The sequence below is a fragment of the Xanthomonas sp. D-36-1 genome, from assembly GCF_017746155.1.
Classification (GTDB): domain Bacteria; phylum Pseudomonadota; class Gammaproteobacteria; order Xanthomonadales; family Xanthomonadaceae; genus Xanthomonas; species Xanthomonas cissicola.
In genome coordinates this window covers 62,825-88,970 of sequence record NZ_JAGHWR010000057.1, presented here as the reverse complement: position 1 = coordinate 88,970, position 26,146 = coordinate 62,825, and the positions used below count along the sequence as shown (strand labels likewise).

Genomic DNA, 26,146 nt, shown 5'->3' with positions numbered 1-26,146 from the left:
GAGCGACTACGCTCACTGCCAGGCTGGCGCGGCAGGACGCTTGGCATCGGCATGTACCGCCTGCGCACACTGCGTCCAGTGCGCCATCCATGCCTGGCTCACGACCGTGCGCGACGTATGAGCGGGTCTGGGCGCCCCGGCATCACCGGTGGATCGGCTGTACGACCGGGGCGCATACCCGCATGACCGCCGGCTGGGACATCGCGGGCAGGATGCGCCAGCGCGCGCCGATGCCGCGCGGTCAGCGAAAAAACATGCTACATAGCTCACGCTTTGAACCGAGCCAGCCTCCTCCCCCCGGATGTCCATGCACGTGTCTCCCCTACAACCTGCAGTTAGCGGCCCGATTGCCGATGCGCCGGTGTCCGCGCGCGGCCGGCGATTGCTCGGCATGCTGCACGCGCAGTGCGTGCAGGCGCTGAGCGGACCGCTGCGGCTGACCGTGGTCGAGCTGGAACGCGAGCTATTGCATCAGGCCGAGCATGCACGCAATAGCCAGATCCAGGCTGAGACCTACGCGCAGATGCGCGGCCTGCGCGATCACATCGATCGCTTCCCGCAGGCATTCCTGCAGGAATTGGCGCAAGCGCTGGCCAGCCTGCGCGAACGCCCGGTACTGACACCATCGACCGATACGCCTGCGCAAACACAGATGCTGACCCTGGTCGAAGACACCGATATCGACCGCGACATCGTGCTGAGCGACATCGCACGTCGCGAGACATCGCGGCGCGCCGATGCACTGCTCTTGCTGGCGCAGCGCCTGGCGGTGATCGGTACGGTACCCGAATTCGAGCTGGAAGAATTGCCGCTTGGCCCGTACGCGCTATGCCGCATCGTGCGTCAGTGCGGGGAAACGCTGGGGCTGAGCCTGGATGGACAGCTGACGCTGTACAAGGTGTTCGAGCGCCAGGTGATGGACCGACTGGGCGATCTGTTCGAAAGTGCAAACAGCGCGCTGGCCCAGGAAGGCATCCTGCCGGGGCTGGTCTATCACCCGTATCTGATCAAGCCCACGCAGGTGCAGGCGCGGCGTGCGCCACCGGCAGCGGCGCCCGGGTCGAAAGATGCTGCCGCAATGAACAAGCCTGGTGCCGGCCCGCGCACGCCGCGGCCGGCCACCGGCTGGGCAGGCCAAGCCGCACCGACGGCGTGGCAGAGCACCTTGCTGGATCCCGCTGCCGCGCCACCAGCAACGGCAATCGCTCCACCCGCGCAGGCGCTGTCGCCGGCGCTCAGCGATGCAGTGCAGGCGCTGGGCGGCTTGATGGCATCGGCACGGCAGTCGCAGGCAGCGGTGCACGCAAGCCACGCAGGCACGAGGGCGCCCGTCCATCACGAGGTCGTGGCGCCCTCTCCCACCTCGCTTGCCGCTGTCGCCCAGGCATCGCAGCACAGCGCCGCCGCTGCGGTGCCCAAGGCGGCGCTTGGCGATGCCTTGGCCAGCCTGCAAGGTGCGCTGGCCACGCAGGCGGCAGCAACGCCACACGCATCCGGCATCGATGCGGTGCAACGGCAGGTGCTGGAGGTGCTGCGTCGCCAGCACGGCCCCGATGCCGCGCTATCGCCGCAGGACAACGACACCTTCGATCTGCTCGGCCTGCTCTATGCGCAAATGCAGCGCGAAGTGCGCGAGCAAGCTCCCGCCCAGGCGTTGCTGGCCAAGTTGCAGGTGCCGGTGGTGCGCGCGGCGCTGACCGACGCGCATTTTTTCGTGCGCGACCAGCACCCGGTGCGCGAATTGCTCAACACCGTCGCCGAGTCCGGGGCCATGTGGCTGGGCGAGGACGATGCCGACCCGCACCTGCTGCACAAGCTGGGCAGCGCGGTCGACAAGATCGTCAACGACTACCAAGGCGACGAGGCTGTTTTCGCCGCGGCCAACGACGACATCCAGACGCATCTGCGCACCCTCACGCGCAAGGCCGAGGTGGCCGAGCGGCGGCATGTGGATGCTGCGCGCGGAAAGGAGCGGCTGGAATCTGCCAAGCAGCAGGCCGAAGCGCGCATCGAGCAGCTGTGCGAACAAAGCGCGCCGCCGCGCTTCGTGCAATCGCTACTGCGCCAGGCCTGGTCGGACGTGCTCACGCTGACCTTGCTGCGGCAGGGCGAGCAGTCGCCCGAATGGGACGAACGCCAGGCGCTGACCGCACGCATTGGCGAGGTGACCTGCCGCAGCAAGGGCCAACCCATCGACATCGCACTGGGCACCGAGGTGGAAACCGCATTGCTGCAGGTGGGGTATCACCACGATGAAGCAGCGGCGATCGCACGGCGTTTGTCCACGCCCGGTGGCGAGGACGAGGTGACCTCGCGCACCGAGCTTGCCGCCAAACTCAAGGCACGCGCGCGGCTTGGCGAGCAGGGCGACAGCGCTGCGCGCAAGCAGGCGGCCACGCCGCGCACGCCTGCCGAAGAGGAGTGCTACCTGCAGGTGCGCAGCTTGCCGTTCGGCACCTGGTTCGAATTCGTGGTCAACCAGCAAGGTGACCTGCGCCGGCAACGCCTGTCCTGGTACAGCCCGATGACCGGCAACGCGCTGTTCGTGAATCAGCGTGGGCAGAAGGTGGGCGAGCACTCGCTGGACAGCCTGGCACGGCTGATGGCCGGTGGGCAGGCACGTTTGGTGGTGGAAGAAAAATCGCGTCTGATCGATCGCGCCTGGCATGCCACCGTGCGCACGCTGCGCAGCCTGGCCGGCCAGTCGCCTGTCGCCGAGGCCCAGCCATGATTCAGGACACCCGCCGCGCACCGCGCCGCCAGCCGACCGACCTGCTGCCGGTCATCGACACGCTCAGCGAGGCGCAGATCGGCCGGGTCGGCAATGTGTCCGAAACCGGCATGCTGTTGTTGGCCTCGGTGCCGCTGCACGACGATGCCTTGTACCAGTTGCGCTTTTTGCTGCCCGAGCGGGTTGGCCGCGCGACCGAGATCGATGTCGGCGTGCATCTGCTGTGGTCCGAAGCCGCACACGCCCCCGGGCAGGCCTGGGCGGGCTTCCGCTTCCTGACCATGTCCGAGCCGCACCGGCAGCGCCTGCGCGCCTGGATCGCCGAAGAACATCTGGCCGGGTAAGCGCGGCCGGCACACGGCGGCGCAATGGCCAAGCGGGCGCTGCCTATGTGCGTGGCAGCAGGCACGATGCGTCCACGGTTGCTCCTTCGCGCCAACCGTCGCCCATGGACGATTGCACCTTGGTTGTCGGCCATGCAAGGACACAGCGCCATTGCAGGGATTGCGGCAAACTGCGCATCGCCTTTGTATTGCCGATCGAGCCCCGCATGCCCCAGCCCTCCCTGAGCAGCCTGTACTCCGACCACCTGCGCACCCTCGCCGCGCGCGCCGACGAAGCGCTGCAACGCGGCGGTTTCGAGCATCTGGTGGTTCCCAGCGGCAGCACGCATTACCAGCTGTTCGACGACCGCGATTACCCCTACGCGGTAAACCCGCAGTTCAAGGCTTGGGTACCGCTGACGCGGGTCCCCAACAGCTGGCTGGTCTACACGCCGGGCAAGCGCCCGACGGTGATCTTCTATCAGCCGTTCGACTACTGGCATGTGGTGCCCGACGCGCCCAGCGGCTGGTGGGTCGACCACTGCGACATCCACATCATCCGCACCCCGGAGCAGGCGCTGGCGCTGCTGCCCAAACACGCCGAGCGCTGCGCGATTCTCGGCGAGCCGCACAGCACGCTCGGTGCGTATGTGCCGAACAACCCGCAGCCGGTGCTCGATTACCTGGAATACCAGCGCGCGTTCAAGACGCCCTACGAGCTGGCATTGCTGCGCATCGCCCAGCAACTGGCGGTGCGCGGCCATCGCGCTGCGGAAGCGGCGTTCCGCGCCGGACAAAGCGAATTCGGCATCCACATGGCGTATTGCGCGGCAGTGGGCCAGGACGCCAATGACTTGCCGTACGGCAACATCATCGCGCTCAACGAACACGGCGCGGTGCTGCACTACACCGAACTGGGCCAGCAGCCGCCGCAACCGCTGCGCAGCTTCCTGATCGACGCCGGCGCTTCCGCATACGGCTACGCCAGCGACATCACCCGCACCTACGCCGCCGACCCCGGCAGCGACTTTCAGGCGCTGATCGATGCAGTGGATGCCGCCCAGCTGCGCATGGGCCAGAACGTGCGCGCCGGCGTGGACTACAAGCAGCTGCATATCGACGCGCATCTGGCGTTGATGGGCATCCTCAAGGAGTTCGGCATCCTGACCGTCTCGCCGGAAGCGGCGTTGGCCACCGGCGTCAGTGCTGCATTCTTCCCGCACGGCCTGGGCCATCTGATCGGCCTGCAAGTACACGATGTGGCCGGATTTGCCGCCAGCGACCGCGGCGGCCGCATCGAACGCCCGCCCGGCCACCCGTATCTGCGCCTGACCCGCGTGCTGGAGCCCGGCATGGTGGTCACGATCGAGCCTGGCGTGTACTTCATCGACATGCTGCTGGACGAAGTGAAGAAGAACGGCCACGCCGCCAGCGTCGACTGGCAGCGCGTGGAAGCGTTCAAGCCCTATGGCGGCATTCGCATCGAAGATGAGGTGGCGTGCACCGACGGCAGCGCGGAAAATCTGACCCGCCCGGTCTTCGCCGCCGCATGAACATCAGCCGCGCCTGACCACACCACGGCTGGAGTCCCGGGCCAGCATGGCGAACGCTTGAAATGGACGCTCAGCCACGCCATCCACCACCCGATCACGCCCCGCAACGTTTGGGCACCACGCTACGGAACACCGCCATGAACGACCCACGCCAGAGCTCGCACCCGGACCACCCGATGTATCAACAGATCGAACGCGGCGTGCATGCGATCGATGCGGCGCACGGCCGCGCCCCCGACCAGACCAGCGCACGCCTCACCGCCGCCTTGTTGCCGCTGGCCAAGGAAGGTGGGCTGTCACGCGTGGATCATGTGCTGATGAGCGAAGCGAACAATCGCGGCGTGCACGGCGGCGAGAACGTGTTCGTGGTGCAGGGCGATCCGGCCAACCCGGCGCATCTGCGCGCGCACATGAAAACCGAACAGGCGCTGGCCACGCCGGAAGAGCAATCGTTCGAGCGCGCGCGTCAACTCGGCGGGCCGAGCGAGCCAGCGCAACAGCCCGAACGCACGCAGGCGCCGCAGCTGGGCCAATAACTGCAGCCAACATGGGCCTGCGCAGCCGCCAGACGCGTGCAGCCGATGCCCGGAATCGGCGTGCACCACGGCACGACTGCCGCAATTGCGCCGCGCCTGCGGCTTACGTCATGACGCCCGCCACGTCGTGTCGGCCCTTGCCACCTACCCGCGCGCCGGCGCTCACGCGCCGCCGGCCATCTCCGCTTCGATCTCGTCGGCACTGCGCGCCAGCGCATCGGTCAGTACGCGATGGCCATCGGCGGTGATCAGCACATTGTCTTCGGTGCGAATGCCGATGCCGCGCCACTTGGCCTCTACCGACGTGTCGTCGGCCGATACGTAAAGCCCCGGCTCGATGGTGAACACCATACCGGGCTCGAGCAGCCGCGAATCGCCGGCCAACCGGTAGTCGCCCACATCGTGCACATCCAGGCCCAGCCAGTGGCCGGTCTTGTGCCGATAAAAGCGCTTGTAGTGTCCATCGGCGATGTTGCGCTCGAGCTTGCCCTTGAGCAGCCCCAGGCGCAGCAGCCCTTCGGTCAAGGTTTCCACCGCCGCCAGATGCCCGGCTTCGTACGCCACGCCGGGCCGCGCCTGTGCAAGCGCAGCCGCCTGCGCAGCGCCGACCAGATCGTGCAATGCACGCTGCGCTGGCGCGAAGCGACCGTTGACCGGAAAGGTGCGGGTGATATCGGCCGCATAGCCGCGATACTCGGCACCGGCATCGATCAACACCAGCTCGCCATCGCGGCTGCGCGCATTGTTGGCGCGATAATGCAGCACGCAGGCGTTGCTGCCGGTGCCGACGATGCTGCCGTATGCCGGCCATGCATCGGCAGCGCGGAATTCACGCTCGACCTCGGCCTGCAGTTCGTATTCATGCACACCCGGCCGCGCCAGCCGCATCGCTGCACGGTGCGCGCGCACGCTGATGTCGGCAGCCTGCTGCATCAGCGCAATTTCGTCGCGTGATTTGAACAGGCGCTGCTCGTGCAACAGATGCCCGAGCTCGAGGAATTCGTGCGGCGGCTGCGCCCCGTGGCGCACCTGCTCGCGCACGCGCTTGAGCCAGCCGATCAATTTCAGATCGAAGTCGACATCGCGCCCGAAGTGGTAGTACACGCGGCTACGCCCTTCCAGCAGGCCGGGCAGGATCTCGTCGACATCGTCGATGGGGTACGCATCGTCCATGCCGTAGCGTTCCACCACACCTTCCTGACCTTCGCGCGGGCCATCCCAGGCTTCGCGCTCGGCATCGCGTTCGCGGCAGAACAGAATCGCTTCGCCATGCCTGCGGCCAGGCACCAGCACCAGCACCGCTTCGGGCTCCGCAAACCCGCTCAGATACCAGAAATCCGAATCCTGTCGATACGGGTAATGCGTGTCGTGGCTACGCACGCGCTCGGGCGCGGCCGGCAAGATCAGAATCGCCTGATCGCCAGCCATTTGCATCAGCTGCTTGCGCCGGCGCGCGTACTCGGCCGCGCCAATCCCGGTGAGCTTCTTCATGCCGGCAGTCAGTTCAGACGCTGGCGAAAGCGCGGCCCCATCACGCAGTCGCCATGCAGCAACAGCACCGCCACGCGCACGAATTCTTCGATCTCGGCCAATGCAGTGTCGTCCTCGTCGGCCGTATCGAAGTCGTCGCTGGAGGCCTGCGCCAGACGCGCCAGATCCTGCAGCGCTTCCTCTCCTTCTTCGCTCAGCGCCGGACGCTGCTGCGCAGCCAGGCCGAAGCCGCCCAGAAAGGCGCGGCACCAGTCGAACAACGCATCGGTGCGCGCCGGCAACGGGGCGCCGTCTTCGACCAGCAGCAACTCGAAGGCGAAATCGCGGTCTTCCAGTTGCGCCACGGTGGCCTGCCGCAGCTGATCCAGCGCCCCGCCCTGCCTGGGTGCCACCTGACCGCTGTCGGCCAGAACGCGCGCCAGCCAGTCGGCACTGTCGGCGCCGCCGCCGGAGAGCCACCCGCACAGCCCACCATGCAACTCCGCTGCAGAGGACGCCAGCGCGAGCTGACGGCTTTCGTGTTGCACAGCGGTTACGTCGGGCAGATCCATCGGGTCATCCAGGCTGAAGAGCGAAAGGTGCCGGCGCACGGCCGGCGATATGACTTCCCAGTGTACCAAGGCGGCCTGCGTGGGCCGCGATCTGCGCGTTTCAGCGCGCGTTCCGCGCCTGCGATGCCGGCTGTCTGGATCCTGTGCCAGGCCTTGCAGGGCTTGTGCTGACGCCGGGAATCGGGGCAGGCATGGGCGCTTGACCACCCCGCGCACGCGCCCCTATCGTGAGCGCATGGACAACGCTGCCGCCCTCGCTCAGATCCGCGCACTCGCCGCCCGCGTGGAGGCGTTGGTGGAGCGTACCCAACGGCTTGCCGACGAGAATCGCAGCTTGCGTCATCAACAGGAGCAGCTCATCGGCGAGCGCTCGCAACTGTTGACCAAGAACGAGCAGGCGCGCTCGCGGGTGGAAGCGATGATCGCCCGCCTGAAGTCATTGGAGCAGCACACGTGAGCAACAACGAACCGGTCAGCGTCCGTATTCTGGATCGTGAATACACGGTGGGCGTGACGGCGGACGAGCGCGAAAGTCTTACCGCTGCCGCGCGGCTGCTGGATCTACGCATGCGTGAGATCCGCGGCAGCAATCGCATGGCGGCGGTGGATCGTGTCGCGGTGCTGGCTGCGCTCAATCTGGCGCATGAGTTGCAGCAACTGCGCGAACAGCAGGCGCGCTACGATCGTGAGCTGGCCAATACGCTGGACACCTTGAATCGCCGGCTCGACAGCGTTGCCGACACACCGCGCTGAGTGGAATTCGCACTGCCATCGCAAATATGAATCCTCAAGCCCGCTGACCGACGAGTGGGCTAGCCATCGCGGCACAGAGGTCTATAATTCGCCTGCGTTCTCTGCTGTAAACGACAGCGTGCAAAACATTCGCCTTGTCCCTTAATTACGACCACGGGGGCGCGACGAAGCCGGGTGTGCAAGTCCGCCTTGTAGCGGGAAGCCCGATGGCCTCACAACGTCCCCACTTGAACCCCGGGTTCAAGGTCGTTTCGCCCGCATCGTCACGGCGGAGAATGCAAATCTGAAACGGCGCCTTCGGGCGTCGTTTCTTTTTGCGCGTCTGAAGATCTGGCATGCGGTAGCTGAAGCGGCACGGCCGGTGTGTTGCGGTCGCGGTGCTGGTGCTGTGTCGGTGGCGTTGCCGCATGTGGCGACGCGCACGCTGCAGCGCCCATGCACGTGCAGATGCAGGGGACATGTCCCGGCAGTGCGCACACCGTATGGCTCCATCGGCACGCCCGCAACGCAGGCGCAGCTGCGGCCCGCATCGCACGCCACGCTAGGCAGGCGCGTGCGCGCATTCGACAATGCAGCACCGATTGCGCTGCGAGATACCGATGACCGAGGACCGAGACGCGTTGCGCAAGCAGTTGCGCGCACACCGCCGCAGCCTGCCGGCGGCGCAGCGCTTGGCCGCAGCCGATGCGTTGGCCGGGCGTTTGCTGGCGCTGCCGTTCGCACCGCATAGCGGCGCCGTGGCCGGCTACTGGGCGATGGATGGCGAAATTGCGCTGCATCGCTGGCAGCTGACCCTGCCGGCGGGGTTGCGCTACTGCCTGCCAGTACTGGATGGACGCGTGCTGCGCTTCGCACCGTGGCGGCCGGGCCAGCCGCTGGTGAGCAATCGCTACGGCATTCCGGAGCCGGATGTGGCAGCCGCCGACACGCTGGCACCGGAGGAGATGGCACTGGTGGTCACGCCGCTGACCGGTTTCGATGCGGCGTGCCGTCGGCTGGGGATGGGAGGCGGCTGGTATGATCGCAGCTTCGCGTTCCGGCATCGCCAGGCGCCGCCTCCCTGGCTGGTCGGTGTCGGCTTCGCTGCGCAGCAGGTGCCCGCCCTGCCCTCCGAAGCATGGGATGTGGCGGTCGACGCCATTTGTACCGAACACGCCACCTTCCTGAAAGACGACACCGTTTCCGAATGACTGCCCGCAAGCGCTACTGGTTGATGAAGTCCGAACCGGACACGTTCTCCATCGATGATCTGGAACGTGTCGGCACCGAGCCGTGGAACGGCGTGCGTAATTACCAGGCGCGCAACTTCATGCGCGATGGCATGCACGTGGGCGATGGCGTGTTTTTCTATCATTCCAACTGCAAGGTGCCCGGCATCGTCGGCATCGCCAAGGTGGCGAGCGCGGCGTACCCGGACGACACCCAGTTCGACCCGTCCTCCGACTACCACGATCCCAAGTCCACGCGCGAAGACCCGCGCTGGATGCTGGTGGACGTGGCGTTCGAGCGCAAACTCGCACGCACGATTTCGCTGGACGAAATCAAGCAACAGGCCGATGCGCTGGGCGAAGGCTTCCCGCTGATCGCGCGCGGCAACCGCCTGTCGATCCTGCCGGTCACCGCTGCGCAGTGGAAATTGTTGCTGGCGATGGAATCGCCGTGATTCGGGATTGGGGATTCGCTCAATCCCCGCAGCCCGACGTGCAACGCTCCGACGAATCCCGACTCCCCAATCCCCAATCCCGAGCCTCAACAATGTCCGAAGCAAAGCGCCTGGCCGCCGAGAAAGCGATCGATTACGTGGAAGACGGCATGATCGTCGGAGTGGGCACCGGCTCGACGGTGGCTTACTTCATCGACGCGCTGGGCCGCATCGGCCATCGCATCAAGGGCGCAGTATCCAGTTCCGAACAGAGCAGCGCGCGCCTGCGCCAGCAGGGCATCGAGGTGCTGGACCTCAATCACACCGGCAATCTGTCGCTGTACGTGGACGGTGCCGACGAGTGCGACCCGAACCGCTGCCTGATCAAGGGCGGCGGCGCGGCGCTGACGCGCGAGAAGATCATCGCCGAAGCCAGCGAGCGCTTCATCTGCATCGTCGACCCGAGCAAGCAGGTGCCGGTGCTGGGCAACTTCCCGCTGCCAGTGGAAGTGATTCCGATGGCGCGCAGCCTGGTCGCCCGGCAGATCCTGGCGCTGACCGGCGGCCAGCCGGTGTGGCGCGATGGCGTGGTGACCGACAACGGCAACGTGGTGCTGGACGTGCATCACCTGCAGATCACCGACCCGGTAGGGCTGGAGCGCAGCTTGAACCAGATTCCTGGCGTGGTCTGCGTGGGTTTGTTCGCGCGGCGCCCGGCCGACGTGGTGATCGTGGGCGGCGAGCCACCGCGGGTGATCTAAGGATCGCGTGCGGGCCTTCGCATGCGCAGTGACGGCCCGCATCGCGAAGCGATGGCGGATCGCCCACATCGCGCTTGCAGCAACCGCACAACGCACAACGCACCGCAGCAGCTTGACGCACGCGGCCGCTTGGCAGATGGTGCGGCTTCCTTGCCAGTTGGTATGCCGCATGCGTTGTGTTCGTTTTCTGATCCTTGCGCTTCTGGTCCTGCTTGGCGGCTGCGCCAGCAGCGGCGACAGCTGGGTGGAACTGGCAGGCACGCGCTACAAGGTAGAACTGGCGCGCAACGATGCCGATCGCGCCAAGGGGCTGATGTTTCGCGATGCCATGGACCAGGACCGCGGCATGCTGTTCATCCACGACCGCCAGGAGCCGATGGCGTACTGGATGAAGAACACCAAAATTGCGCTGGATATCCTGTATTTCGATGAACAGCGCCTGCTGGTTTCCCAGCAGCGCGATGTGCCGCCGTGCTCGGCCGGCGACGCCTGTCCGCCCTACCCCAGCAAGCAGCCCGCGCGCTACGTGCTGGAGCTAAATGCCGGCCAGGCCGCCAAGCTCGGTCTCAAGGATGGCGCCACGCTGCGCTTCAGCCCGGACATCCCGACCCTCAAATAAGCGGCTGCGCGCAGGCTCTGGGGCCATGCCAGCCAGGGGCATGGCGGCCTGCCGTCGGGTGAGACCTGCGCGTCACCTTCCCGAACGGGCGCCTGCAGCCGTCGGACGCAGAGCCGCCTGTCAGCGTGACGCATTCATGCGGCCCGCGTCCCTGTCAGGAAGTACCGGACTTGAACCCTGCGCCGCTTGCCGACACTCTTGGCAGCATGGTCGACATGCTCCCACTTCCCCATTGGACCGCGCTCGCCAGCCTGGACGACGATGCGGTGCCGTTGATGTCCACCGCGCTACTGATCGCGCGCGACGAGTATCCGCAGCTGGATGCCGAGCTGTACGACACGCTGGTGCAGAGCCACGTCGAGCATCTGCGCCGGGAAGTGGACGCAATCGATCTTTGGCCGCTGAAGATGGCGGCGGTCAATCGCTACCTGTTCGACGAGCTGGGCTATTCGGGCAATCACGACGAATATTACGACCCGCGCAACAGCTACCTCAACCAGGTGTTCGAGCGCCGGCTGGGCAATCCGATTTCGCTGGCGATGGTGCAGATCGAAGTGGCGCGCCGGCTGGGCATCCCGTTGGCGGGGGTGTCGTTTCCCGGCCATTTCCTGGTGCGTCTGCCGGTAGATGACGGCGTGCTGGTGATGGACCCGTTCAACGGCGGCCGTCCGCTGGGCGTGGATGAGCTGCGCGAACGTGCCCGCCCGCATCTGGGCGGTGAAATTCCCGACGACCGCGCGCTGGCGCAGATTCTCGACCCCGCCCCGCACCGCGCGATCTTGATCCGCATCCTGCGCAACCTGCACGGTGTCTACGCCGATGCCGAGCACTGGGACCGCGCCGCCCGCAGCGCCGACCGCATCCTGAAGCTGGTGCCCGACCAACCCGAGGCCCTGCGCGACCGCGGCATGGCCTATCTGCATCTGGGCCACCGCAACGGCGCACGCCACGATCTCTCGCGCTACCTGGTGCTCAACCCGGGCGCGCAGGACGCGGCCCATCTGCACGAACACCTGGTGGAATTGAACAGCCAGCGCGCGCGGGCGCATTGAGCCGGTCTACGCGCTGGTTAGGTAGGCCAGGCTACCCAGACAGGGCATCGCCGTGTGGTTCTCGGCAACGTACGCATTCGCCTGTTCCCATCGCAACAGCATCACGGTAGAGGACACTGCCTGATTGCACGCCGTTGGCGGCAGCTCAGTCGATCTCCACCATTTCAAAGTCTTCCTTGGTCACGCCGCAATCGGGGCAGGTCCAGGTGTCGGGGACGTCCTGCCAGCGGGTACCCGGGGCGATGCCTTCTTCGGGGATGCCGTCGGCCTCATGGTAGAGAAACCCGCAGACGACGCACATCCAGGTACGGTAGGTGGTCGTGGATGTCTCGCTCATCGGATAATCGCGGTCATGCAACAGTGGGCCTGCATTGTCCCATCCCATCCACCGCTTTCGGAAGCGTTGCCATGCCCAACCGTCTTAACGTTCGCGGCGTCTACCTGATCACCCCCGACGAGCCCAACACGCAGCGCCTGCTCCTGCGCACGGCGCCGTTGCTGGGGTCGATCACCTGGCTGCAATACCGCAACAAGCAGGCGGATGCGGCGCTGCGGCTGCGCCAGGCCAGCGCCCTGCGCGAGGCATGCGTGGCCCATGGCGTGCCGTTGATCATCAACGACGATGCGCAGCTGGCGGCCCAGGTCGGTGCGCAAGGCGTGCATCTGGGCGAAGACGATGGGGACGTGGCGGCAGCGCGCGCGCTGCTGGGCAGGCAGGCCATCATTGGGGTGTCGTGCTACGACGACATCGAGCGCGCGCGCGCCGCAGCGAAAGCGGGCGCCAGTTATGTGGCCTTCGGTGCGTTTTTCCCGACCACCACCAAGCAGACCACCCGGCGCGCGACGCCTGCATTGCTGCAGCAAGCCGCCGGACTCGACCTGCCGCGCGTCGCGATTGGCGGCATTGCGCCTGCGCAGGTGCCTGCGCTGGCGAGTGCGGGTGCGGACTTGATTGCCGTGGTCAGTGGCGTTTACGCGGCGCCTGATCCGGTCGCGGCGGTGCAGGCGTATCGCGACGGGTTTTGATCAAGAGCAGCTCACGACACTTCTGCGCAGCCGCCAGGCGGGCACGGCCGATGCTTGGAATCGATGTCCGCCCGTGCGCCCCGGTTCCTCCGCGCCGTCCGCGTCCACCTGACGGCTGCTCGCTGCGTCTGTTGGCCACGATACGGCAGCTTTTCAGGCAATGAAGCTGAAGTCTGCCGCTTAGTCGTCCAGCCTTGAGTCCACTTGACGCAGCCAAGCCACCGCGCAGGCGGCGTGTTCTCGCTCATCAGAATGATGTCGATTTCAGCGCCACCCCCAAAAACAAAACAGCGACGCGTGCCATCACGCGTCGCTGCCTGGACTGCAGTTATCAATGACGCGATTAGAAATCGTAGCTCAACGTCACCCGGCCCGAGCGCGGCGCCTGATAGGCGACGACCTGGTCCCATAGCGGGTTGGTGGTGTTGTCGGGCAGCTGCGAGAACGGGTAGATGTTGGTCGCGGTCTGCTCGTTGGTGATGTTGAATACGTCAAAGCGCACTGCAAGCTTGCCGTCGGCAAAGGCCGGCTTGTAGGTCACGCCCATATCCAGCTGCGCAATCCAGCCCAGGCGCCCCTGCGAGCCGGGAGGCGATGCCACGCCGGTGCCGGTCTCCGGGTTGTAGCAGTAGTGGTACGGGCCGCCGGTAATTGCACTGCCGCCATAGCCGGCCGGATCGCGGCCGCTGTATTCGGTTCCGTAGTAGTTGCCCAGGCAGTTGTGCGGAGCGCCGGAAATCAGGCTGAAATTGGCCGAGGCGCCCCATTGCGGGGTGAACTGGTAGAAGCCGAACAACTTGAGCTGATGACGGTGATCGTTGGATTGATCGCCGTTGAAGTGTTCCATCAACGCCGCGTGATCCCAGCTCTGCGTGGTCGAGACCGAGGCCTGGCCCTGATAGCTACCGAGCGCGCCGCCGGTGCGCCATAGATCCGAACGCACCTGGCCTTCGGTGGTGCCGTAGCTATGCGACCAGACGTAGTTGACCTTGGCATACCACTTGCCGTCGAACGGACGCTCCAGATTGAATTCCACCGCCGAATAATTGCGCTTGAACTTCGGAAAACCTGCCGCCTCACGGCTCACCGATACTTCATGGAACTGGCCATCGGTGCCGATCACCCCCCAGGTATTGGTCTGGCCCGGATTGATCAACGATGCGCCCGCCACCTTGGAAAAATCGATGGTCACGCCTTGCGCCGCTGCCGCATCGATCAAGGCGGTGTTGGAGACATCGTAGTTCTGGTCGTCGATGCCGGCATTGAGGCGGCGATGCGTGCCGCGCACGCCCAGCACCCAGCCGCTATCGAGTTGCTTGGTAAACCCGAGGATCAGTTCGTCCTGGTTTTCGCCTTCGATGTCCTTGGCCACCGCGGTGCGTACATCGGCGATGCGACCGAAGCGCGAATTGGCCGACACCGCCGAGCCCAGCTGCTGCGCGAGGATCGGCGTGCCGTCGGCATTGATGCCGCTGTAGGTGTAGTAGGTATCGGTGGTGGTGGCCGGGGTGAACAGACTCACCGCCGATAGCGGCAGACCGAGGTAGTAACGGCCAAGGTTACCGAACACCTTCAAGCTTGAGTCGCCATTGACGTCCCAGCTGAAGCCCAGGCGCGGCGCCCACGCGTTGTCGATTTCGATATAGGGATCGCCGAACGGGGTGTAGTTGGTGAACTCGTCCTTGCGCAAGCCCAGGCTCAGCAGCAGATTGTCGGTGACCTGCCACTTGTCTTCGATGTAGTAGGCGCGCTGCTTGGCTTCGTACGAATACAGGCTGGTGTTGATGTTGCGCACCACGTAATAGCCACTGGATCCGTTGACCGGATCCACCAAACCCGGGCTTGGCGCACCGATGCCGCCGGCTTCGTTGGCCGATTGGCTGACCAGACCACCGGTGGCCAGCCCGTACGGGTCGTTGGTCTGTCCGTAGGTCCAGGCAAACCCGGGGCCAGAGAGGATCGAGCCCACATCGATACCTTCGGACTTCTGGTTATCGATACCGAAGTTGAGCGTGTGGTGGCCGATGCGCCATTCCAGATTCAGGCGCTGGTTGTCTTTTTTGTACTCGCGGTCCGGCGAGCTGACCGAAGTGACCAGCTGGTTGCCGATGCGCGGTGTGCCGCCGGTGTAGGCAGGATTCTGCAATGCGGCGCTGTTGATCACCGGGCCATTGGCGGCGTTGTAGTTGAACGGCGTCAGCTCGTCCGGTGTTCTCATCTTGCCGTATAGCGCGGTCACGGTGAGGTTGTCGCCCAGATAGCCGGTGTACTTGCCGGTGAACAGCGTCGGCCCGGTTTTCCAGGTGGACTCGTCGGTGAAGTAGGCACCACGCTCACGCGCAACATAGTCGTAGCGATAGATCGAGCCGTTGGTTTCGGCGACGTCGCTGGCACCGGTCACCTCGATCAGGTGGTTGTCGGTGATGTTCCAGTCCACCTTGGCGTACCAGCGTTTCTGCTTGTAGTCGTAGTCGGTGAGGCCACCGGTGCGGCCGTTGTCGGTGTCGCGATTGGTGCCTACGCGTACGCCGTCAGAATTCACCTGCTCGGCGGCCAGGAAGAAGAACAGCTTGTCCTGGATGATCGGTCCGCCGACATAGGCGCTGTAGGTGGTCTGGTTGGCTTCGGCCTCGCTGGCGGGCTGATACAGGCCATTGGCCGCACGCGCATAGCGGTAGGCAGCGTTGTTGATGGTGCTGCCCTGGCTGTCCGGGCGCCAATAGATGTCGCGCTGATTGGCCTTGAGGCCATTCGGCTCCCAGATCACTGCAGCGCCGAACTTCCACTCATTGGTGCCGCGCTTGCCGATCTGGTTGATCACGCCGCCGTTGGCGCGGCCGTACTGCGCGCCGTAGCCGCCGGTGAAGATTTCCTGCTGGTCGATGGCGCCGTAAGGCAGGGTCAGGCCGCCCAGGTTGTTGCTGATGGTGGTGGTGTTGAAACCGTTGAGGTAGTACGCGTTTTCGCTGGCGGCCGAGCCGCCGAAGCTGGGAAGCGAGCCGCCGAGCGGGCCGTTGTCGAAACCGCCGCTGTTGACCACCACCCCCGGTGCCAGCAGCGCAATCGCTTCGGCGGTGCGGCCCAGCGGCAGTTGCTGCAACTGTTCGGCGGTGACGACGGTGCGCGTATCCACGCTGCTGACGTCGATGGTGGTGAGGCTGGCGGCGCTGACGGTGACGCTGTCCAGGGTCTGCACGCCGCTCCCCGCGGCGCTGGCAGCAAACGACACGTCGGTATTGGCCCCGACGGTGATGGCGACGTTCTCACGCGTTTCCACCACCGCGCCTTCGCGCTTGACCGTCACTTTGTAGGTGCCCAGCGGCAGATTGCCGGCGGTGTAGCGGCCGCGCGCGTCCACCGGCACCTCGCGACTGAAGCCGCTGTTGTTTTCCACCAGCACGCTCGTGCCACTGCCCTGCCCCACGCTACCGACGATGCTGCCGGTGGTGGACTGCGCGTGGACGCTGCCCATGGCCACGACCAAGGCCAATGCCAAGGCACGCTTCTGGATACTACGGTTCATGCTCTCTCCCCAGGTCTTGAACTGTCGGCAAGCGACAAACGAACGGCGCCAACGGCCACCGAAATCACACTTTCTGAACATCTACAGCCGGATGCCAATGACTGGGCGCCATCAGCTCATTCCAAACTGTCGATCCCGTCGCGTTCGATCATAGGCAGCCAAGTTCCCCCACCCGCCCACTTCGACGGGTAGGCGGGCGTCCGACGGGTAGGCGCGCGCGGCCGCAGGCCTGACAATGGCGGACGCGATGCCCGCTGCCGGGCGTCGATGCCCCCAATCGGTACTCCTCAAGGATCTGTGCATGAACCATTCCCGCTCCCACGCCCTGTTCGCCCAGGCGCAGACCTTGCTACCGGGCGGCGTCAACTCGCCGGTACGGGCGTTCAAGTCGGTCGGCGGCGAGCCGTTCTTCGTGGCGCGCGCCGATGGCCCCTATCTGTTCGATGTCGACGACAACCGCTACATCGACTATGTGGGCTCGTGGGGGCCGATGATTGCCGGGCACAACCACCCGGCCGTGCGCGAAGCGGTCGAGCAGTCGATCCGCAACGGGCTCTCGTTCGGTGCACCGTGCGCAGCCGAAGTGACGATGGCGCAGACCATCACCCGGCTGGTGCCCTCCTGCGAGATGGTGCGCATGGTCAACTCCGGCACCGAAGCTACGCTGTCGGCGGTACGCCTGGCGCGTGGCGCCACCGGGCGCAATCGCATCATCAAGTTCGAAGGCTGTTATCACGGCCATGGCGATTCGTTCCTGGTCAAGGCCGGCAGCGGCATGCTGACCCTGGGCGTACCGACCTCGCCCGGCGTACCCGCAGGGCTGAGCGAACTGACCGCCACGCTGAGCTTCAACGACTTCGAGGGCGCCACCGCGCTGTTCGACGAGATCGGTGCGGAGGTGGCGGCGGTGATCATCGAGCCGGTGGTCGGCAACGCCAACTGCATTCCGCCGCAGGCCGGCTATCTGCAGCATCTGCGCACGCTGTGCACTAGGCACGGCGCGTTGCTGATCTTCGACGAAGTGATGACCGGCTTCCGCGTCGCGCTCGGTGGTGCGCAGGCGCATTACGGCGTGACCCCGGACCTGACCACCTTCGGCAAGATCATCGGCGGCGGCATGCCGGTGGGCGCCTACGGCGGCCGCCGCGACTTGATGGAGCAGGTTGCTCCGGCCGGGCCGATCTACCAGGCCGGCACCTTGTCGGGCAACCCGGTGGCCATGGCCGCAGGCCTGGCGATGCTGGAGCTGGTGCAGGAGCCGGGCTTCCACACGCGCTTGAGCGAGGCCACCAGCATGCTGTGCGAAGGCCTGGAAGATGCCGCGCGCGCAGCCGGCATTGCCGTGACCACCAACCAGGTTGGCGGCATGTTCGGGCTGTTCTTCACCGACGACGTCGTGGAGAGCTACGCACAGGCCACGGCGTGCGACATCACCAGCTTCAACCGATTCTTCCACGCGATGCTGCAGCGGGGCGTCTACCTGGCGCCCTCGGCGTACGAAGCCGGCTTCATGTCCAGTGCGCACGACGAGGCGGTGATCGAAGCCACGCTGGCGGCAGCGCGCGAGGCGTTTGCGGACGTGGCGCGCTGATCGGCTGGGAATCGGAAATGGGGAGTTGGGAATCGGTGCGCAATTAGCGCGGGGCGTTGAGGGTTTGCGGTGCGCGTGACCGCGTGCCCGCAAGGCTGTGTGGCGGTGCCTCCGAACGCGCGCCACCGGTACCAGGCGACCTCTAGCGTTCCTTCACCTGCGCACAAGCAGGCGCATCTGCCGCGGTGAAGTCCTCGACTCGGCGCAGCACACTTTGCTTTTGTCCTGTCGCTGTCATATGTTTCTGAAAGGTGCTCAGGGACGGGCATGGGTGGGGACCCTCGACGCAGCCGCTGCACCGTCGTCGCCGAATCAGGCGATTACGCTGCATTGCCGCTGTTTCACCCCGATCTGCAGCGTGCCGAGCCGGCACGCTGTCGACGCTTGATACGGCCGCTCTCGCCTCATGCTCAAGCCTGTTGCGCTGCTCACCCCGCGCCCGTCACCCTCGCGCGACCCCGCGATTCCCGATTGGCTGCTTGCCGGCAAGCTGGAGCCTGCGTTGCCGCGCCCCGCCGCGGTGGTACGCGGCGCGCTACTGGCTGCGCTGGATCAGGCGCAGGCACGCCCGCTGACGCTATTGCTCGCCCCACCCGGATTCGGCAAGACCACGCTGCTGGCGCAGTGGCATGCGCACCTGAGTATGCGCGAGCAGGGCCCGGTGGCATGGCTGTCGCTGGACGAGGAAGATGCCGACGCTACCCGTTTTCTCGGCCATCTTGCGCTGGCGCTGCAGAACGCAGGCGCCGACCACGCGCTGTGCGCCACCGTGCTGCACAACCGCGATCACAACCCGCGCGAGGCGACGGCATTGCTGATTCGCGCGCTGCGCGCGGCGCCCCGCCGCATCAGCGTGATTCTCGACGACTACGACCGACTCGGCAGCAGCCCTGTCGATGAACTGGTGCTACGCCTGATCGAACACAGTGGTGGGCGTCTGCATCTCGTGCTTGCGACCCGCCGCGTGCCCAATCTGCCGCTGGCGCGGCTGGATCTGCACGCACAACTCAGCCGCATCGGCAACACGCAACTGGCGCTCGACAACACCGAAGCGCAGGCGTTGCTAGGCCCGCACGTGCCAACACCGGTGGTGGACGAACTACGCAACTACACAGAAGGCTGGCCAGTGGCGCTGCAACTGGCGCGGCTGTGGCTGCAAGGCGATACCCAACGTCAGCAGGAAGTCGCCGCACGTTTTTCGGGGCGCAGCGCGCAGATTGCCGCGTATCTGGCCGAACAGGTGGTCAACGATCTGGACCCGGACACCCGCGAGCTCCTGCTACGCACCAGCCCGCTGGAACGCTTCAACGCCGCGCTCGCCGATGCAGTGCGCCAGCGCGAGGACAGCGGCCGCTTGCTGGCGCGGCTGGAGCATTTTCATGACCTGCTGGTGCCGCTGGATGGCGAGCGCGAATGGTTCCGCTATCACCCACTGTTTGCCGATTTCTTGCAGCAACTGCTCGACCGCGAATATCCAGGGCAGAGCGTGCAGCTGCATCAACGCGCAGCGCGCTGGTTCGGTGATCATCAGCATCTTGCCGAAGCGGTGCGGCATGCGTGGCGCGGCAACTGCGGCGATCTTGCCGCCAGCTACATCGCACGCGCCGGCACCTGGCAGCTGCTGTTGACTCACGGCACGCATGAAGTGCGCGCACTACTGCGCCATTTCGACCACCGCACCATTCGCGACACGCCCGCGCTCAATCTCACCCAGGCGCATCTGCACATCAGGCTGGGCGAGTTCAGCCACGCACGCCTGTTGCTGGAGCGCTTCCGCGATTTTCCGGCTGCGCTACGCGAGCCGCTCCAGCGCGATTACACGGTGGTTGTGGCGCTGCTGCGCGACCGTCTGGATGAAATCTGCGGCAACCCGCATGGCCTGACCCAGATTGCCGCCCAGGCCGGCGCACTGGATGAAGACGACCATCTCGGCCGCGGCATGTTGCTCTGCATCTGCGCCACCACCGCGATTGCGCAAGGCGCGTTCGCGGTTGCCGAGCGCTACGCGCGCAACGCGCGCGACACCATGCAGCGCGGCGGCAGCGACGTCGGTGCCAGCCAGGCAATGTTGTCGCTGGGGCAGAGCCTGTTCTATCGCGGCCGGCTCAGCGATGCGGAAGCCTGCTATCAACAAGCACTGAGCTGGTGCGCACGTACCCCGCAACTGGATCGGGTGCTGGAGGCCGCCGCTCAGTGCCTGCTTGCGCAGTTGCACTACGAACGCGGCCACCACGACGACGCAGCCGACCTGCTGCACCCGGCGCTGGAATTGCTGGAGCAACACGATGGGGGCATGGACGTGCTGGCTGCCGGATACGGCACCGCGCTAGGGTTGGAACGCGTGCGCGATCACAGCGGACGCAGTGCGCTGCTGTTGCTGGAGCACATCGAACAGATTGCTCACGGACGCAAGCTGGCGCGCTTGTCGGAACTGGCTGCAGCATGGCGGCTGATGCTGTTGCTGGAACATCCAGGCAACGCTGCCATCGATGTGCTGATCGCACGTACCGGCGGCGAATCCGGCCTGGCGCACACCTTGCGCTCGCCACACCGCTGGCATGATCGCGCGGCGATGGGCTTCGCACTGGCCCGCTGGCATCGCCTGGCCGGGCGCAGCAGCGCAGCGCTGAGCATCCTCGGGCAGATCGAGCGGGCCTGCCTGGCCAACGACAATGTCTGCCATCTGGCGCGCACCCGTGCACGCATCGCGCTGGTACTGCAGCAACGCGGCGAACTGGTCGCCGCCCTGCCGTATCTGTACAGCGCGCTGGACCATGTCGCGCTCACGCAAAGCTGGCAGGCCATCGTGGAACTGGGCCTGCCGGCCAAGGCGATGCTGCGCTCGCTCCGCCAGCACGACCCGCAGACCGTGGGCGGCACCACGCGTGCGTTGACCATCCAGGCGTTGCTCGAACGCCTCAGCGGCGACGACGATCCGGCCGGCGACATCTTCAGCGAGCGTGAACTGGAAGTGCTGGCGCAACTGGCGCGCGGCTATTCCAACAAACAGATCGCACGCTGCCTGCACCTGTCGGAAAACACGGTCAAATTCCATCTGAAAAACCTGTACCGCAAGCTCGATGCGCGCAGCCGCGAAGGCGCGCTTGCGCAAGCATTACAACGCGGGTTGTTGCGTGCAAGCGACTCGCATGCAGATCAGCCACTGCAACCTGACTGACCCAGATCCGCATGCATCCAGCGTTCAACGCAGGTTTGCACGTGTGGCGGCCAGGCTTGACAGCGTTGGCCGCCCCGCACGCATCACCCGAACGTCAGCGTGCCCTTCATCATCGCCCAGTGGCCGGGGAACGAGCAGAAGAACGTGTAGTCTGCGCCCTTGCTCAGCTTGCTGGTGGGAAAACTCACCGTGGTGCTGTCGCCGCCGCCAATGACCTTGGTGTGCGCAATCACGCGCGCGTCGGCCTTGGGCAGATAGCTGTCGGCGATGGTCGAACGTACGCCGGCATTGGCCACCGCCTGGAAATCGGCAGACTTGGTCAACACCCAGTTGTGCCCCATCACGGTGGCAGCCATCTTGCCGGAATGCTTGAGCGTGAGCTCCACCTGCGTGCACTCGGGGGCTAGCTTGATGGTGCTCTGGTCGAACTTCATTTGATCGTTGCCAGTGATGGTCACCGCGCACGTCCGTGCCCATGCCGTCGGCGCCATCAGCGCCAGCGCACACATAGCAATCGTGGAAAACAGCTTCAAGAGAACACTCCTGCGTTGGGAAGTTGCAGCACAGCGGATGCGGTGCACGGATGCGGCGGTGATGGCGATAGGCCGACAGTGCCAGCGTAGCCGATGCACAATCAGCAGCGCATCATGCCCGCATCGGCTGCGCAGCGGGCGCATCGACCAAGACTGTGGAACGCTCGGCCGTCGGCGACCGAGCGTTCCGTCGCACGCCGGCTCAGAGCGTGTTCTGACTTCGAGGTGAGTGCGAAGCGTCCTGTGACGCGCCGAGACAAGGCGTGCGCCTTGTCTCGGCGCGTCACAGGGCGCTTCCCGGAGGGTTGGCCGCCAGCGGCACGGAGCGCGCGCCGTGCGGCTTGCCTTGGCGCCGGCCAACCCGGCACCACGCAGCACCCGCTCCGCACCGCTGACGGCCAACGCATCTCATCTCAACGTGCATAACACGCTCTAGGCGTAACGGAAAAATGCATCCATCGGATCGGCCGCTGCAGTGGCCACGCCCGGCGCCGGCAGCGGGCCGCGGTTACCGGCAATCACCTGCACGAACGCGTGTTTGAAGCGCGCCATTTCCGTGTCGGTACCCACGGTAATGCGCGACCAGGTTGGCCACACCGGCCAGCTGCGGCCGATGAACACGCCGTGGGTGGCCATGTCGTCCTTGAAGCCAGCCGCCGGGCGCTTCACATCGACCATAAAGCAATTGCTCTCCGAGGCAGTGCATGCATAGCCCTGCCGCGCGAGAAAGTCCATCACATCGATGCGGGTAGCGGCGGTACGTGCGCGCCGTTGCGGCACCAGTGCAGGATCGCGCAGGCTGGCCAGCCCGGCAGCGGCGGCGGTGACCGGCAAGCTGTTGACGCTGTAGAACTTCAGCTTGGCCAGCAGGTCCGGGCGCGCGGCCGCATAGCCCAGGCGGATGCCGGCCATGCCATAGAGTTTGGAAAACGTGCGCAACACCACCACGTCTTCGCCTGCGGCAACCATGTCGACCATGCTGCGCGTGCTTTGCGCGAAGTGGATATACGCCTCATCCACCACCAACACGCTGCCTTTGGGCTTGTGCGCCAATGCGTAGTCCAGGTCCTTGCGTGCGGTGACCGAGCCGGTGGGATTGTTGGGGTTGCAGATGTAGATGACTCCCGCGTTGGCATCGGCCGCGCACATGGCCTGTACATCGTGCGAAAAATCCTTGCGCAGCGGCACCTTGATCAAGCGCGCGCCATTGCGGGTTGCCGCACGCCAGCCGGATTCGTAGGTGGGATCGGCAGTGACCAACGCGGCGCTGGGCGAAGTGAATGCCAGCATCGTGTAGTCGAGCGGCTCGGTGGACCCGGCGTACGCCATCAGATGATCCACCGGCAGCTTGAGCTCGGCGGCCAGGGTGGTCATCAATTCCATCTGTACCTGGCGCAGATACCTCCCGCCTTGCGGTGCGATCTGCGCGATGGCCTTTACTGCGGCAGCCGACGGTCCATCCGGAAATTCATTGGAATCGATCATTACCGGTGTCAGCGCCGTTGCCGGTGTGGGCGCAATGGCAGTGGAGCGTTCGATGGCGCTGGCCAGCAGCGGCAAGCTGCCGGCACCGGCGGCGCCGGCGAACAGCGCGGAGTCGCGTAGAAACGTGCGGCGCGAAAGAGCAGTGTTCATGACAAACTCCAGCAGGATGAAGACGCGAACTCAGGGACGCACGGCAACCACTTCGATCTCGACCCGGTACAGCGGGTTCCCCAATGCCGCGATCTGAAATGCCGAGCGCGCTGGCAGATTGGGTTGCTCCTTGGTGCCGAAGAACTGGCGATACCCTTCCATGAAGCCGTTGAAATCCATCTTGCCGCCCATCGCCGGATCGCCGACCAGAAACACCTGCATCTTCACCACATCGCCCATGCCCAACCCCAGCGTGGTTAGCTGCTGCTTGATCTGGTTCAACACGCTCACCGTTTGCGCCTTGGTGTCGCCATAGGCAGCAGCGGAATCCTTCGGCGCGTTGGTATCGATCACCGCCGGCACCTTGCCGCTGACATACACCGTGGCCTTGCCGGCGGGAATTTCCACCGCAGCAGCAATTGGGAAATCGCTGTTGGGAATCTTGTGGCGGATCACCTCGGCGGCGTGCGCGGCACCGAGACTGGCAGCCCACATTACTGCGGCGCTAAGAACGGTCGTGATGGAACGTGGCATGGCAATTCCTTGTAGAAGAGAAGATCAGCGGCGGAGCGATTTGACGTCGTCGATGGTCACGCGCTCGGCATAGTCGTTACCGAAGTGCGTGCGCACATAGCTCACCACTTCGGCCACCTGGCGGTCGTCGAGCATGTCGGCGAAACCCGGCATCCCCGCGTGGGCGTCGAGCACCATCATGGTGACGTACGGGCCGGCAGCCAGCTTGGGGTTGCCGGAAAGCGCAGGATAGTCGCCGGCACCTTGCGCGCCACCGCCGGCCGGCATATGGCAGCCCTGGCAGATGGCCTGGTAAACGTCCTGACCGGAGGCCTTGGCGAAGCCTTGCTGCGGAAACAACTGCGTGGCATCGGAACTCTGCGCCTGCGCATCGCGCACGTTGGGCGGCAGCAACAAGGCGAGAATGGCGAGCGCAACCGTGGCGCCGCACGCTCTTGGCAGCAGACTCATACGCGCGCTCCCTGGGCAATGACCTTGCGATGCAGACGGCCAACGACATCGTGTGCCGACAGGATGGCACCCTCCTGCCAGGCCGGGATGTACGACACGTGCTCGCCGGCCAGCGCAAGGCGGCCGTCGATCTGGCACAGCGGTTCGTAATGCTCGGCGCGCGCCTGCTCGCTCCACATGCCGAAGCAGCCATGCGTGAACGGCACGCGGTGCCAGCCGACCGCAATGCCGTTCTCGAATTCGCGCGGATACTGCCGATGCAGCTGGGTGCCGTACTCCACCGCTTTACGCACGCGCTGCTCCGGGGGCATCGCGGTGAACTGGTAGGCGTCCAACCCCCATACATAGGCACCGAGCAGCACGCCTTTGCCCGGGCTGTGGTAGTTGGTGCTGGGATAACTGATCAAGGTGATCGGCAGATCGGTGTAACTGATGCCGCCGTAGATCGCTTCGTCTTCTTCCCAGAAACGGCGCTTGAATTGCAGGCCCACTTTCACCGATGCCGCGTACGGCACCTTGCCGATCGCCGTGGTCATCGCATCGCTGGCAGTGACCGGCATGCGGCTGAGCACCGAAAACGGAATGGTGCAGATGCACCAATCCGCACTGGCGAGACGTTCTTCGCCGCCACGCGTCGCATCCTGCCAGGACACACGCACGCCGCTGCCGTCCTGATCGATCTTGGTGACCTTGGCGTTATAGGTGATGGCATCGCCCAGGCGACGCGCGAATGCCTTGCCGATCTGGTCCATGCCTCCCACGGGCTGGAACATGGTGGTCTGCATTTCGTAGTTGTTGCCAGCCGCCAGTGTGGTCCACAGGCGTGAGCGCAGCACGTCCTGCACGCTGAAAGGATCGGAGAATTCCGGCCTGCCCGACAAGCCGCCACCGGGATAGCGCGCAAACCCGCGCCGCTCGCTGCTGTCCTTGCCTTTGACATACCCGAACTTCTGGTCGAGCGCCCCCCAGGTGCGCAGCGATTCCAGCAGCAGCTCCTGATCCTCGCGGCTGACGGCCGCGTCCAGGGCGTGCTGCTGCGTGCACTTGGCCAGCAACTCGGACACGTGGCCCTTGTAGTCGGCGTCGATGGCGCGAAAGCGCTGCGGTTTGCCGCCGAAGCCTTTCTGGCTGTGCAGCAGCGCGTTGTAATTGACCTGATTGAACGCTTCCAGCGCCACGCCAAACTGCTTGCAGTAACTCAACACCGCCTTGTGGTGATGCGGAATACGCCATGGCCCTGGATTGAGGTACAGCCCGTCGTCGAACTGGCAATGCTGCGTGGCACCGCCCAACTCGGTATAGCGGTCACCGCCGCGCAGGGTCCAGTTCCGTCCGCCCGGGCGGTCGTTGTATTCGAGCAACTGCACGCGGTAACCGGCCTTGCGTAATTCGAAGGCCGCGCTCATGCCGGCCAGCCCGGCGCCGAGGATCAAGACCGACGTCCCCTTGGGGTCGCCATCCAGTTGCAGCGGCCCGTTGAAGGTGGACTCGGCCGCCATGCCCAGGCTGCTCATCGCCTGATACATCATTGCGCCGCCAGCGGTCATGCCGATGCGCGCCAGCAATTGCCGCCGCGTCATCGCTCCCGTGTGATTGCCTTGCATCAACGCACGTCCCCTGCATGTCATGGACTAACGCACGCGGCCGGCAACCTTGCCGGCCGC

23 protein-coding genes and 2 other RNA genes are annotated in these 26,146 nt (G+C 65.5%); 16 read left to right on the top strand and 9 right to left on the bottom strand.

Features of this window, described 5'->3' with window-relative positions; genetic code table 11:
• Window positions 1-301 precede the first annotated feature (301 nt).
• The 4 genes from J7367_RS15700 (at window position 302) to J7367_RS15685 (ending at window position 5,143) form a co-directional block, all read left to right on the top strand.
• Window positions 302-2,731, top strand: a complete 2,430-nt coding sequence (locus J7367_RS15700) for a DUF1631 domain-containing protein (RefSeq protein ID WP_057661608.1) — start codon at window positions 302-304, stop codon at window positions 2,729-2,731.
• Window positions 2,728-3,075, top strand: coding sequence for a PilZ domain-containing protein (locus J7367_RS15695; RefSeq protein ID WP_057661606.1), 348 nt, complete (start codon window positions 2,728-2,730; stop codon window positions 3,073-3,075). The genes J7367_RS15700 and J7367_RS15695 overlap by 4 nt, the downstream gene beginning before the upstream one ends.
• 206 nt (window positions 3,076-3,281) lie before the next feature.
• Window positions 3,282-4,607 (top strand): Xaa-Pro dipeptidase, encoded by a 1,326-nt coding sequence (gene pepQ, locus J7367_RS15690; RefSeq protein WP_057661629.1) that lies wholly within the window; start codon window positions 3,282-3,284, stop codon window positions 4,605-4,607.
• A gap of 137 nt (window positions 4,608-4,744) precedes the next feature.
• Window positions 4,745-5,143: an XVIPCD domain-containing protein gene (locus tag J7367_RS15685; protein ID WP_057661626.1), complete on the top strand. Its 399-nt coding sequence runs from the start codon at window positions 4,745-4,747 to the stop codon at window positions 5,141-5,143.
• A 162-nt stretch (window positions 5,144-5,305) separates the two neighbouring features.
• Here the strand turns inward: J7367_RS15685 and J7367_RS15680 are convergent, their stop codons facing one another.
• Both J7367_RS15680 and J7367_RS15675 read right to left on the bottom strand, forming a co-directional pair.
• Window positions 5,306-6,634 carry an aminopeptidase P N-terminal domain-containing protein gene (locus tag J7367_RS15680; RefSeq protein WP_057661604.1) on the bottom strand — a complete coding sequence of 443 codons (1,329 nt, stop codon included), beginning with the start codon at window positions 6,632-6,634 and terminating at the stop codon, window positions 5,306-5,308.
• Between the two features lie 8 nt (window positions 6,635-6,642).
• Entirely contained in the window at window positions 6,643-7,185 is a 543-nt protein-coding gene (locus J7367_RS15675; protein ID WP_057661602.1) for a YecA family protein, read from the bottom strand.
• A gap of 235 nt (window positions 7,186-7,420) precedes the next feature.
• On the opposite strand from J7367_RS15675, the gene J7367_RS15670 reads away from it, so the two are divergent.
• The 8 genes from J7367_RS15670 (at window position 7,421) to J7367_RS15635 (ending at window position 12,012) form a co-directional block, all read left to right on the top strand.
• Window positions 7,421-7,642, top strand: a complete 222-nt coding sequence (locus J7367_RS15670; RefSeq protein ID WP_033480983.1) for a TIGR02449 family protein — start codon at window positions 7,421-7,423, stop codon at window positions 7,640-7,642.
• Window positions 7,639-7,938, top strand: coding sequence for a cell division protein ZapA (locus J7367_RS15665; RefSeq protein ID WP_005911936.1), 300 nt, complete (start codon window positions 7,639-7,641; stop codon window positions 7,936-7,938). Before J7367_RS15670 ends, J7367_RS15665 begins: the two co-directional genes overlap by 4 nt.
• A gap of 95 nt (window positions 7,939-8,033) precedes the next feature.
• Window positions 8,034-8,217, top strand: a non-coding RNA gene (gene ssrS, locus J7367_RS15660) — 6S RNA.
• Window positions 8,218-8,537: 320 nt separating this feature from the next.
• Window positions 8,538-9,128, top strand: a complete 591-nt coding sequence (locus J7367_RS15655; protein ID WP_057661601.1) for a 5-formyltetrahydrofolate cyclo-ligase — start codon at window positions 8,538-8,540, stop codon at window positions 9,126-9,128.
• Window positions 9,125-9,601: an EVE domain-containing protein gene (locus J7367_RS15650; RefSeq protein WP_022558552.1), complete on the top strand. Its 477-nt coding sequence runs from the start codon at window positions 9,125-9,127 to the stop codon at window positions 9,599-9,601. Before J7367_RS15655 ends, J7367_RS15650 begins: the two co-directional genes overlap by 4 nt.
• Window positions 9,602-9,693: 92 nt before the next feature.
• Window positions 9,694-10,341: a ribose-5-phosphate isomerase RpiA gene (rpiA, locus tag J7367_RS15645; RefSeq protein ID WP_007967672.1), complete on the top strand. Its 648-nt coding sequence runs from the start codon at window positions 9,694-9,696 to the stop codon at window positions 10,339-10,341.
• A gap of 169 nt (window positions 10,342-10,510) precedes the next feature.
• Window positions 10,511-10,960 (top strand): DUF192 domain-containing protein, encoded by a 450-nt coding sequence (locus J7367_RS15640; RefSeq protein ID WP_057661599.1) that lies wholly within the window; start codon window positions 10,511-10,513, stop codon window positions 10,958-10,960.
• A 170-nt stretch (window positions 10,961-11,130) separates the two neighbouring features.
• The gene (locus tag J7367_RS15635; protein WP_014090972.1) at window positions 11,131-12,012 is read left to right on the top strand and encodes a SirB1 family protein; all 882 of its coding nucleotides are present in this window, start codon (window positions 11,131-11,133) and stop codon (window positions 12,010-12,012) included.
• Window positions 12,013-12,157: 145 nt separating this feature from the next.
• Here J7367_RS15635 and J7367_RS15630 read toward each other — a convergent pair whose 3' ends face one another.
• Window positions 12,158-12,397: a rubredoxin gene (locus J7367_RS15630; RefSeq protein ID WP_008575804.1), complete on the bottom strand. Its 240-nt coding sequence runs from the start codon at window positions 12,395-12,397 to the stop codon at window positions 12,158-12,160.
• A gap of 23 nt (window positions 12,398-12,420) precedes the next feature.
• Here J7367_RS15630 and thiE point away from each other — a divergent pair, with 23 nt between their 5' ends.
• On the top strand, window positions 12,421-13,038 hold the full coding sequence (gene thiE / locus J7367_RS15625) for a thiamine phosphate synthase (protein ID WP_042676135.1): 618 nt from the start codon (window positions 12,421-12,423) through the stop codon (window positions 13,036-13,038).
• Window positions 13,039-13,101: 63 nt separating this feature from the next.
• A non-coding RNA gene (locus tag J7367_RS15620) (sX9 sRNA) lies at window positions 13,102-13,175 on the top strand.
• Window positions 13,176-13,381: 206 nt separating this feature from the next.
• On the opposite strand, the gene J7367_RS15615 is transcribed toward J7367_RS15620, so the two are convergent.
• Window positions 13,382-16,561 carry a TonB-dependent receptor plug domain-containing protein gene (locus tag J7367_RS15615; RefSeq protein ID WP_007967681.1) on the bottom strand — a complete coding sequence of 1,060 codons (3,180 nt, stop codon included), beginning with the start codon at window positions 16,559-16,561 and terminating at the stop codon, window positions 13,382-13,384.
• A 301-nt stretch (window positions 16,562-16,862) separates the two neighbouring features.
• Here J7367_RS15615 and hemL point away from each other — a divergent pair, with 301 nt between their 5' ends.
• Both hemL and J7367_RS15605 read left to right on the top strand, forming a co-directional pair.
• The gene (gene hemL / locus J7367_RS15610) at window positions 16,863-18,152 is read left to right on the top strand and encodes a glutamate-1-semialdehyde 2,1-aminomutase (protein ID WP_057661596.1); all 1,290 of its coding nucleotides are present in this window, start codon (window positions 16,863-16,865) and stop codon (window positions 18,150-18,152) included.
• A gap of 406 nt (window positions 18,153-18,558) precedes the next feature.
• Window positions 18,559-21,330: a LuxR C-terminal-related transcriptional regulator gene (locus J7367_RS15605; RefSeq protein WP_057661595.1), complete on the top strand. Its 2,772-nt coding sequence runs from the start codon at window positions 18,559-18,561 to the stop codon at window positions 21,328-21,330.
• A gap of 83 nt (window positions 21,331-21,413) precedes the next feature.
• Here J7367_RS15605 and azu read toward each other — a convergent pair whose 3' ends face one another.
• The 5 genes from azu to J7367_RS15580 all read right to left on the bottom strand — a co-directional run bounded on the left by azu (window position 21,414) and on the right by J7367_RS15580 (window position 26,086).
• The gene (gene azu / locus J7367_RS15600) at window positions 21,414-21,863 is read right to left on the bottom strand and encodes an azurin (protein WP_005921714.1); all 450 of its coding nucleotides are present in this window, start codon (window positions 21,861-21,863) and stop codon (window positions 21,414-21,416) included.
• A 432-nt stretch (window positions 21,864-22,295) separates the two neighbouring features.
• Complete coding sequence (locus tag J7367_RS15595) at window positions 22,296-23,498, bottom strand: pyridoxal phosphate-dependent aminotransferase (protein ID WP_057661077.1); 1,203 nt, start codon at window positions 23,496-23,498, stop codon at window positions 22,296-22,298.
• 30 nt (window positions 23,499-23,528) lie between these two features.
• A complete protein-coding gene (locus tag J7367_RS15590; protein ID WP_057661079.1) occupies window positions 23,529-24,032 on the bottom strand; it encodes a RidA family protein in 504 nt (167 codons plus the stop codon).
• Window positions 24,033-24,056: 24 nt separating this feature from the next.
• A complete protein-coding gene (locus J7367_RS15585; RefSeq protein ID WP_057661081.1) occupies window positions 24,057-24,482 on the bottom strand; it encodes a cytochrome c in 426 nt (141 codons plus the stop codon).
• Window positions 24,479-26,086: a flavin monoamine oxidase family protein gene (locus tag J7367_RS15580; protein WP_057661083.1), complete on the bottom strand. Its 1,608-nt coding sequence runs from the start codon at window positions 26,084-26,086 to the stop codon at window positions 24,479-24,481. Before J7367_RS15580 ends, J7367_RS15585 begins: the two co-directional genes overlap by 4 nt.
• Between the last annotated feature and the right edge of the window lie 60 nt (window positions 26,087-26,146).

Coding starts and splice junctions, on each gene's coding strand:
- J7367_RS15700 (WP_057661608.1), top strand. CDS start 302: ATGTCCATGCACGTGTCTCCCCTACAACCTGCAGTTAGCGGCCCGATT.
- J7367_RS15695 (WP_057661606.1), top strand. CDS start 2,728: ATGATTCAGGACACCCGCCGCGCACCGCGCCGCCAGCCGACCGACCTG.
- pepQ (WP_057661629.1), top strand. CDS start 3,282: ATGCCCCAGCCCTCCCTGAGCAGCCTGTACTCCGACCACCTGCGCACC.
- J7367_RS15685 (WP_057661626.1), top strand. CDS start 4,745: ATGAACGACCCACGCCAGAGCTCGCACCCGGACCACCCGATGTATCAA.
- J7367_RS15680 (WP_057661604.1), bottom strand. CDS start 6,634: ATGAAGAAGCTCACCGGGATTGGCGCGGCCGAGTACGCGCGCCGGCGC.
- J7367_RS15675 (WP_057661602.1), bottom strand. CDS start 7,185: ATGGATCTGCCCGACGTAACCGCTGTGCAACACGAAAGCCGTCAGCTC.
- J7367_RS15670 (WP_033480983.1), top strand. CDS start 7,421: ATGGACAACGCTGCCGCCCTCGCTCAGATCCGCGCACTCGCCGCCCGC.
- J7367_RS15655 (WP_057661601.1), top strand. CDS start 8,538: ATGACCGAGGACCGAGACGCGTTGCGCAAGCAGTTGCGCGCACACCGC.
- J7367_RS15650 (WP_022558552.1), top strand. CDS start 9,125: ATGACTGCCCGCAAGCGCTACTGGTTGATGAAGTCCGAACCGGACACG.
- rpiA (WP_007967672.1), top strand. CDS start 9,694: ATGTCCGAAGCAAAGCGCCTGGCCGCCGAGAAAGCGATCGATTACGTG.
- J7367_RS15640 (WP_057661599.1), top strand. CDS start 10,511: ATGCGTTGTGTTCGTTTTCTGATCCTTGCGCTTCTGGTCCTGCTTGGC.
- J7367_RS15630 (WP_008575804.1), bottom strand. CDS start 12,397: ATGGGATGGGACAATGCAGGCCCACTGTTGCATGACCGCGATTATCCG.
- thiE (WP_042676135.1), top strand. CDS start 12,421: ATGCCCAACCGTCTTAACGTTCGCGGCGTCTACCTGATCACCCCCGAC.
- J7367_RS15615 (WP_007967681.1), bottom strand. CDS start 16,561: ATGAACCGTAGTATCCAGAAGCGTGCCTTGGCATTGGCCTTGGTCGTG.
- hemL (WP_057661596.1), top strand. CDS start 16,863: ATGAACCATTCCCGCTCCCACGCCCTGTTCGCCCAGGCGCAGACCTTG.
- J7367_RS15605 (WP_057661595.1), top strand. CDS start 18,559: ATGCTCAAGCCTGTTGCGCTGCTCACCCCGCGCCCGTCACCCTCGCGC.
- J7367_RS15595 (WP_057661077.1), bottom strand. CDS start 23,498: ATGAACACTGCTCTTTCGCGCCGCACGTTTCTACGCGACTCCGCGCTG.
- J7367_RS15590 (WP_057661079.1), bottom strand. CDS start 24,032: ATGCCACGTTCCATCACGACCGTTCTTAGCGCCGCAGTAATGTGGGCT.
- J7367_RS15585 (WP_057661081.1), bottom strand. CDS start 24,482: ATGAGTCTGCTGCCAAGAGCGTGCGGCGCCACGGTTGCGCTCGCCATT.
- J7367_RS15580 (WP_057661083.1), bottom strand. CDS start 26,086: ATGCAAGGCAATCACACGGGAGCGATGACGCGGCGGCAATTGCTGGCG.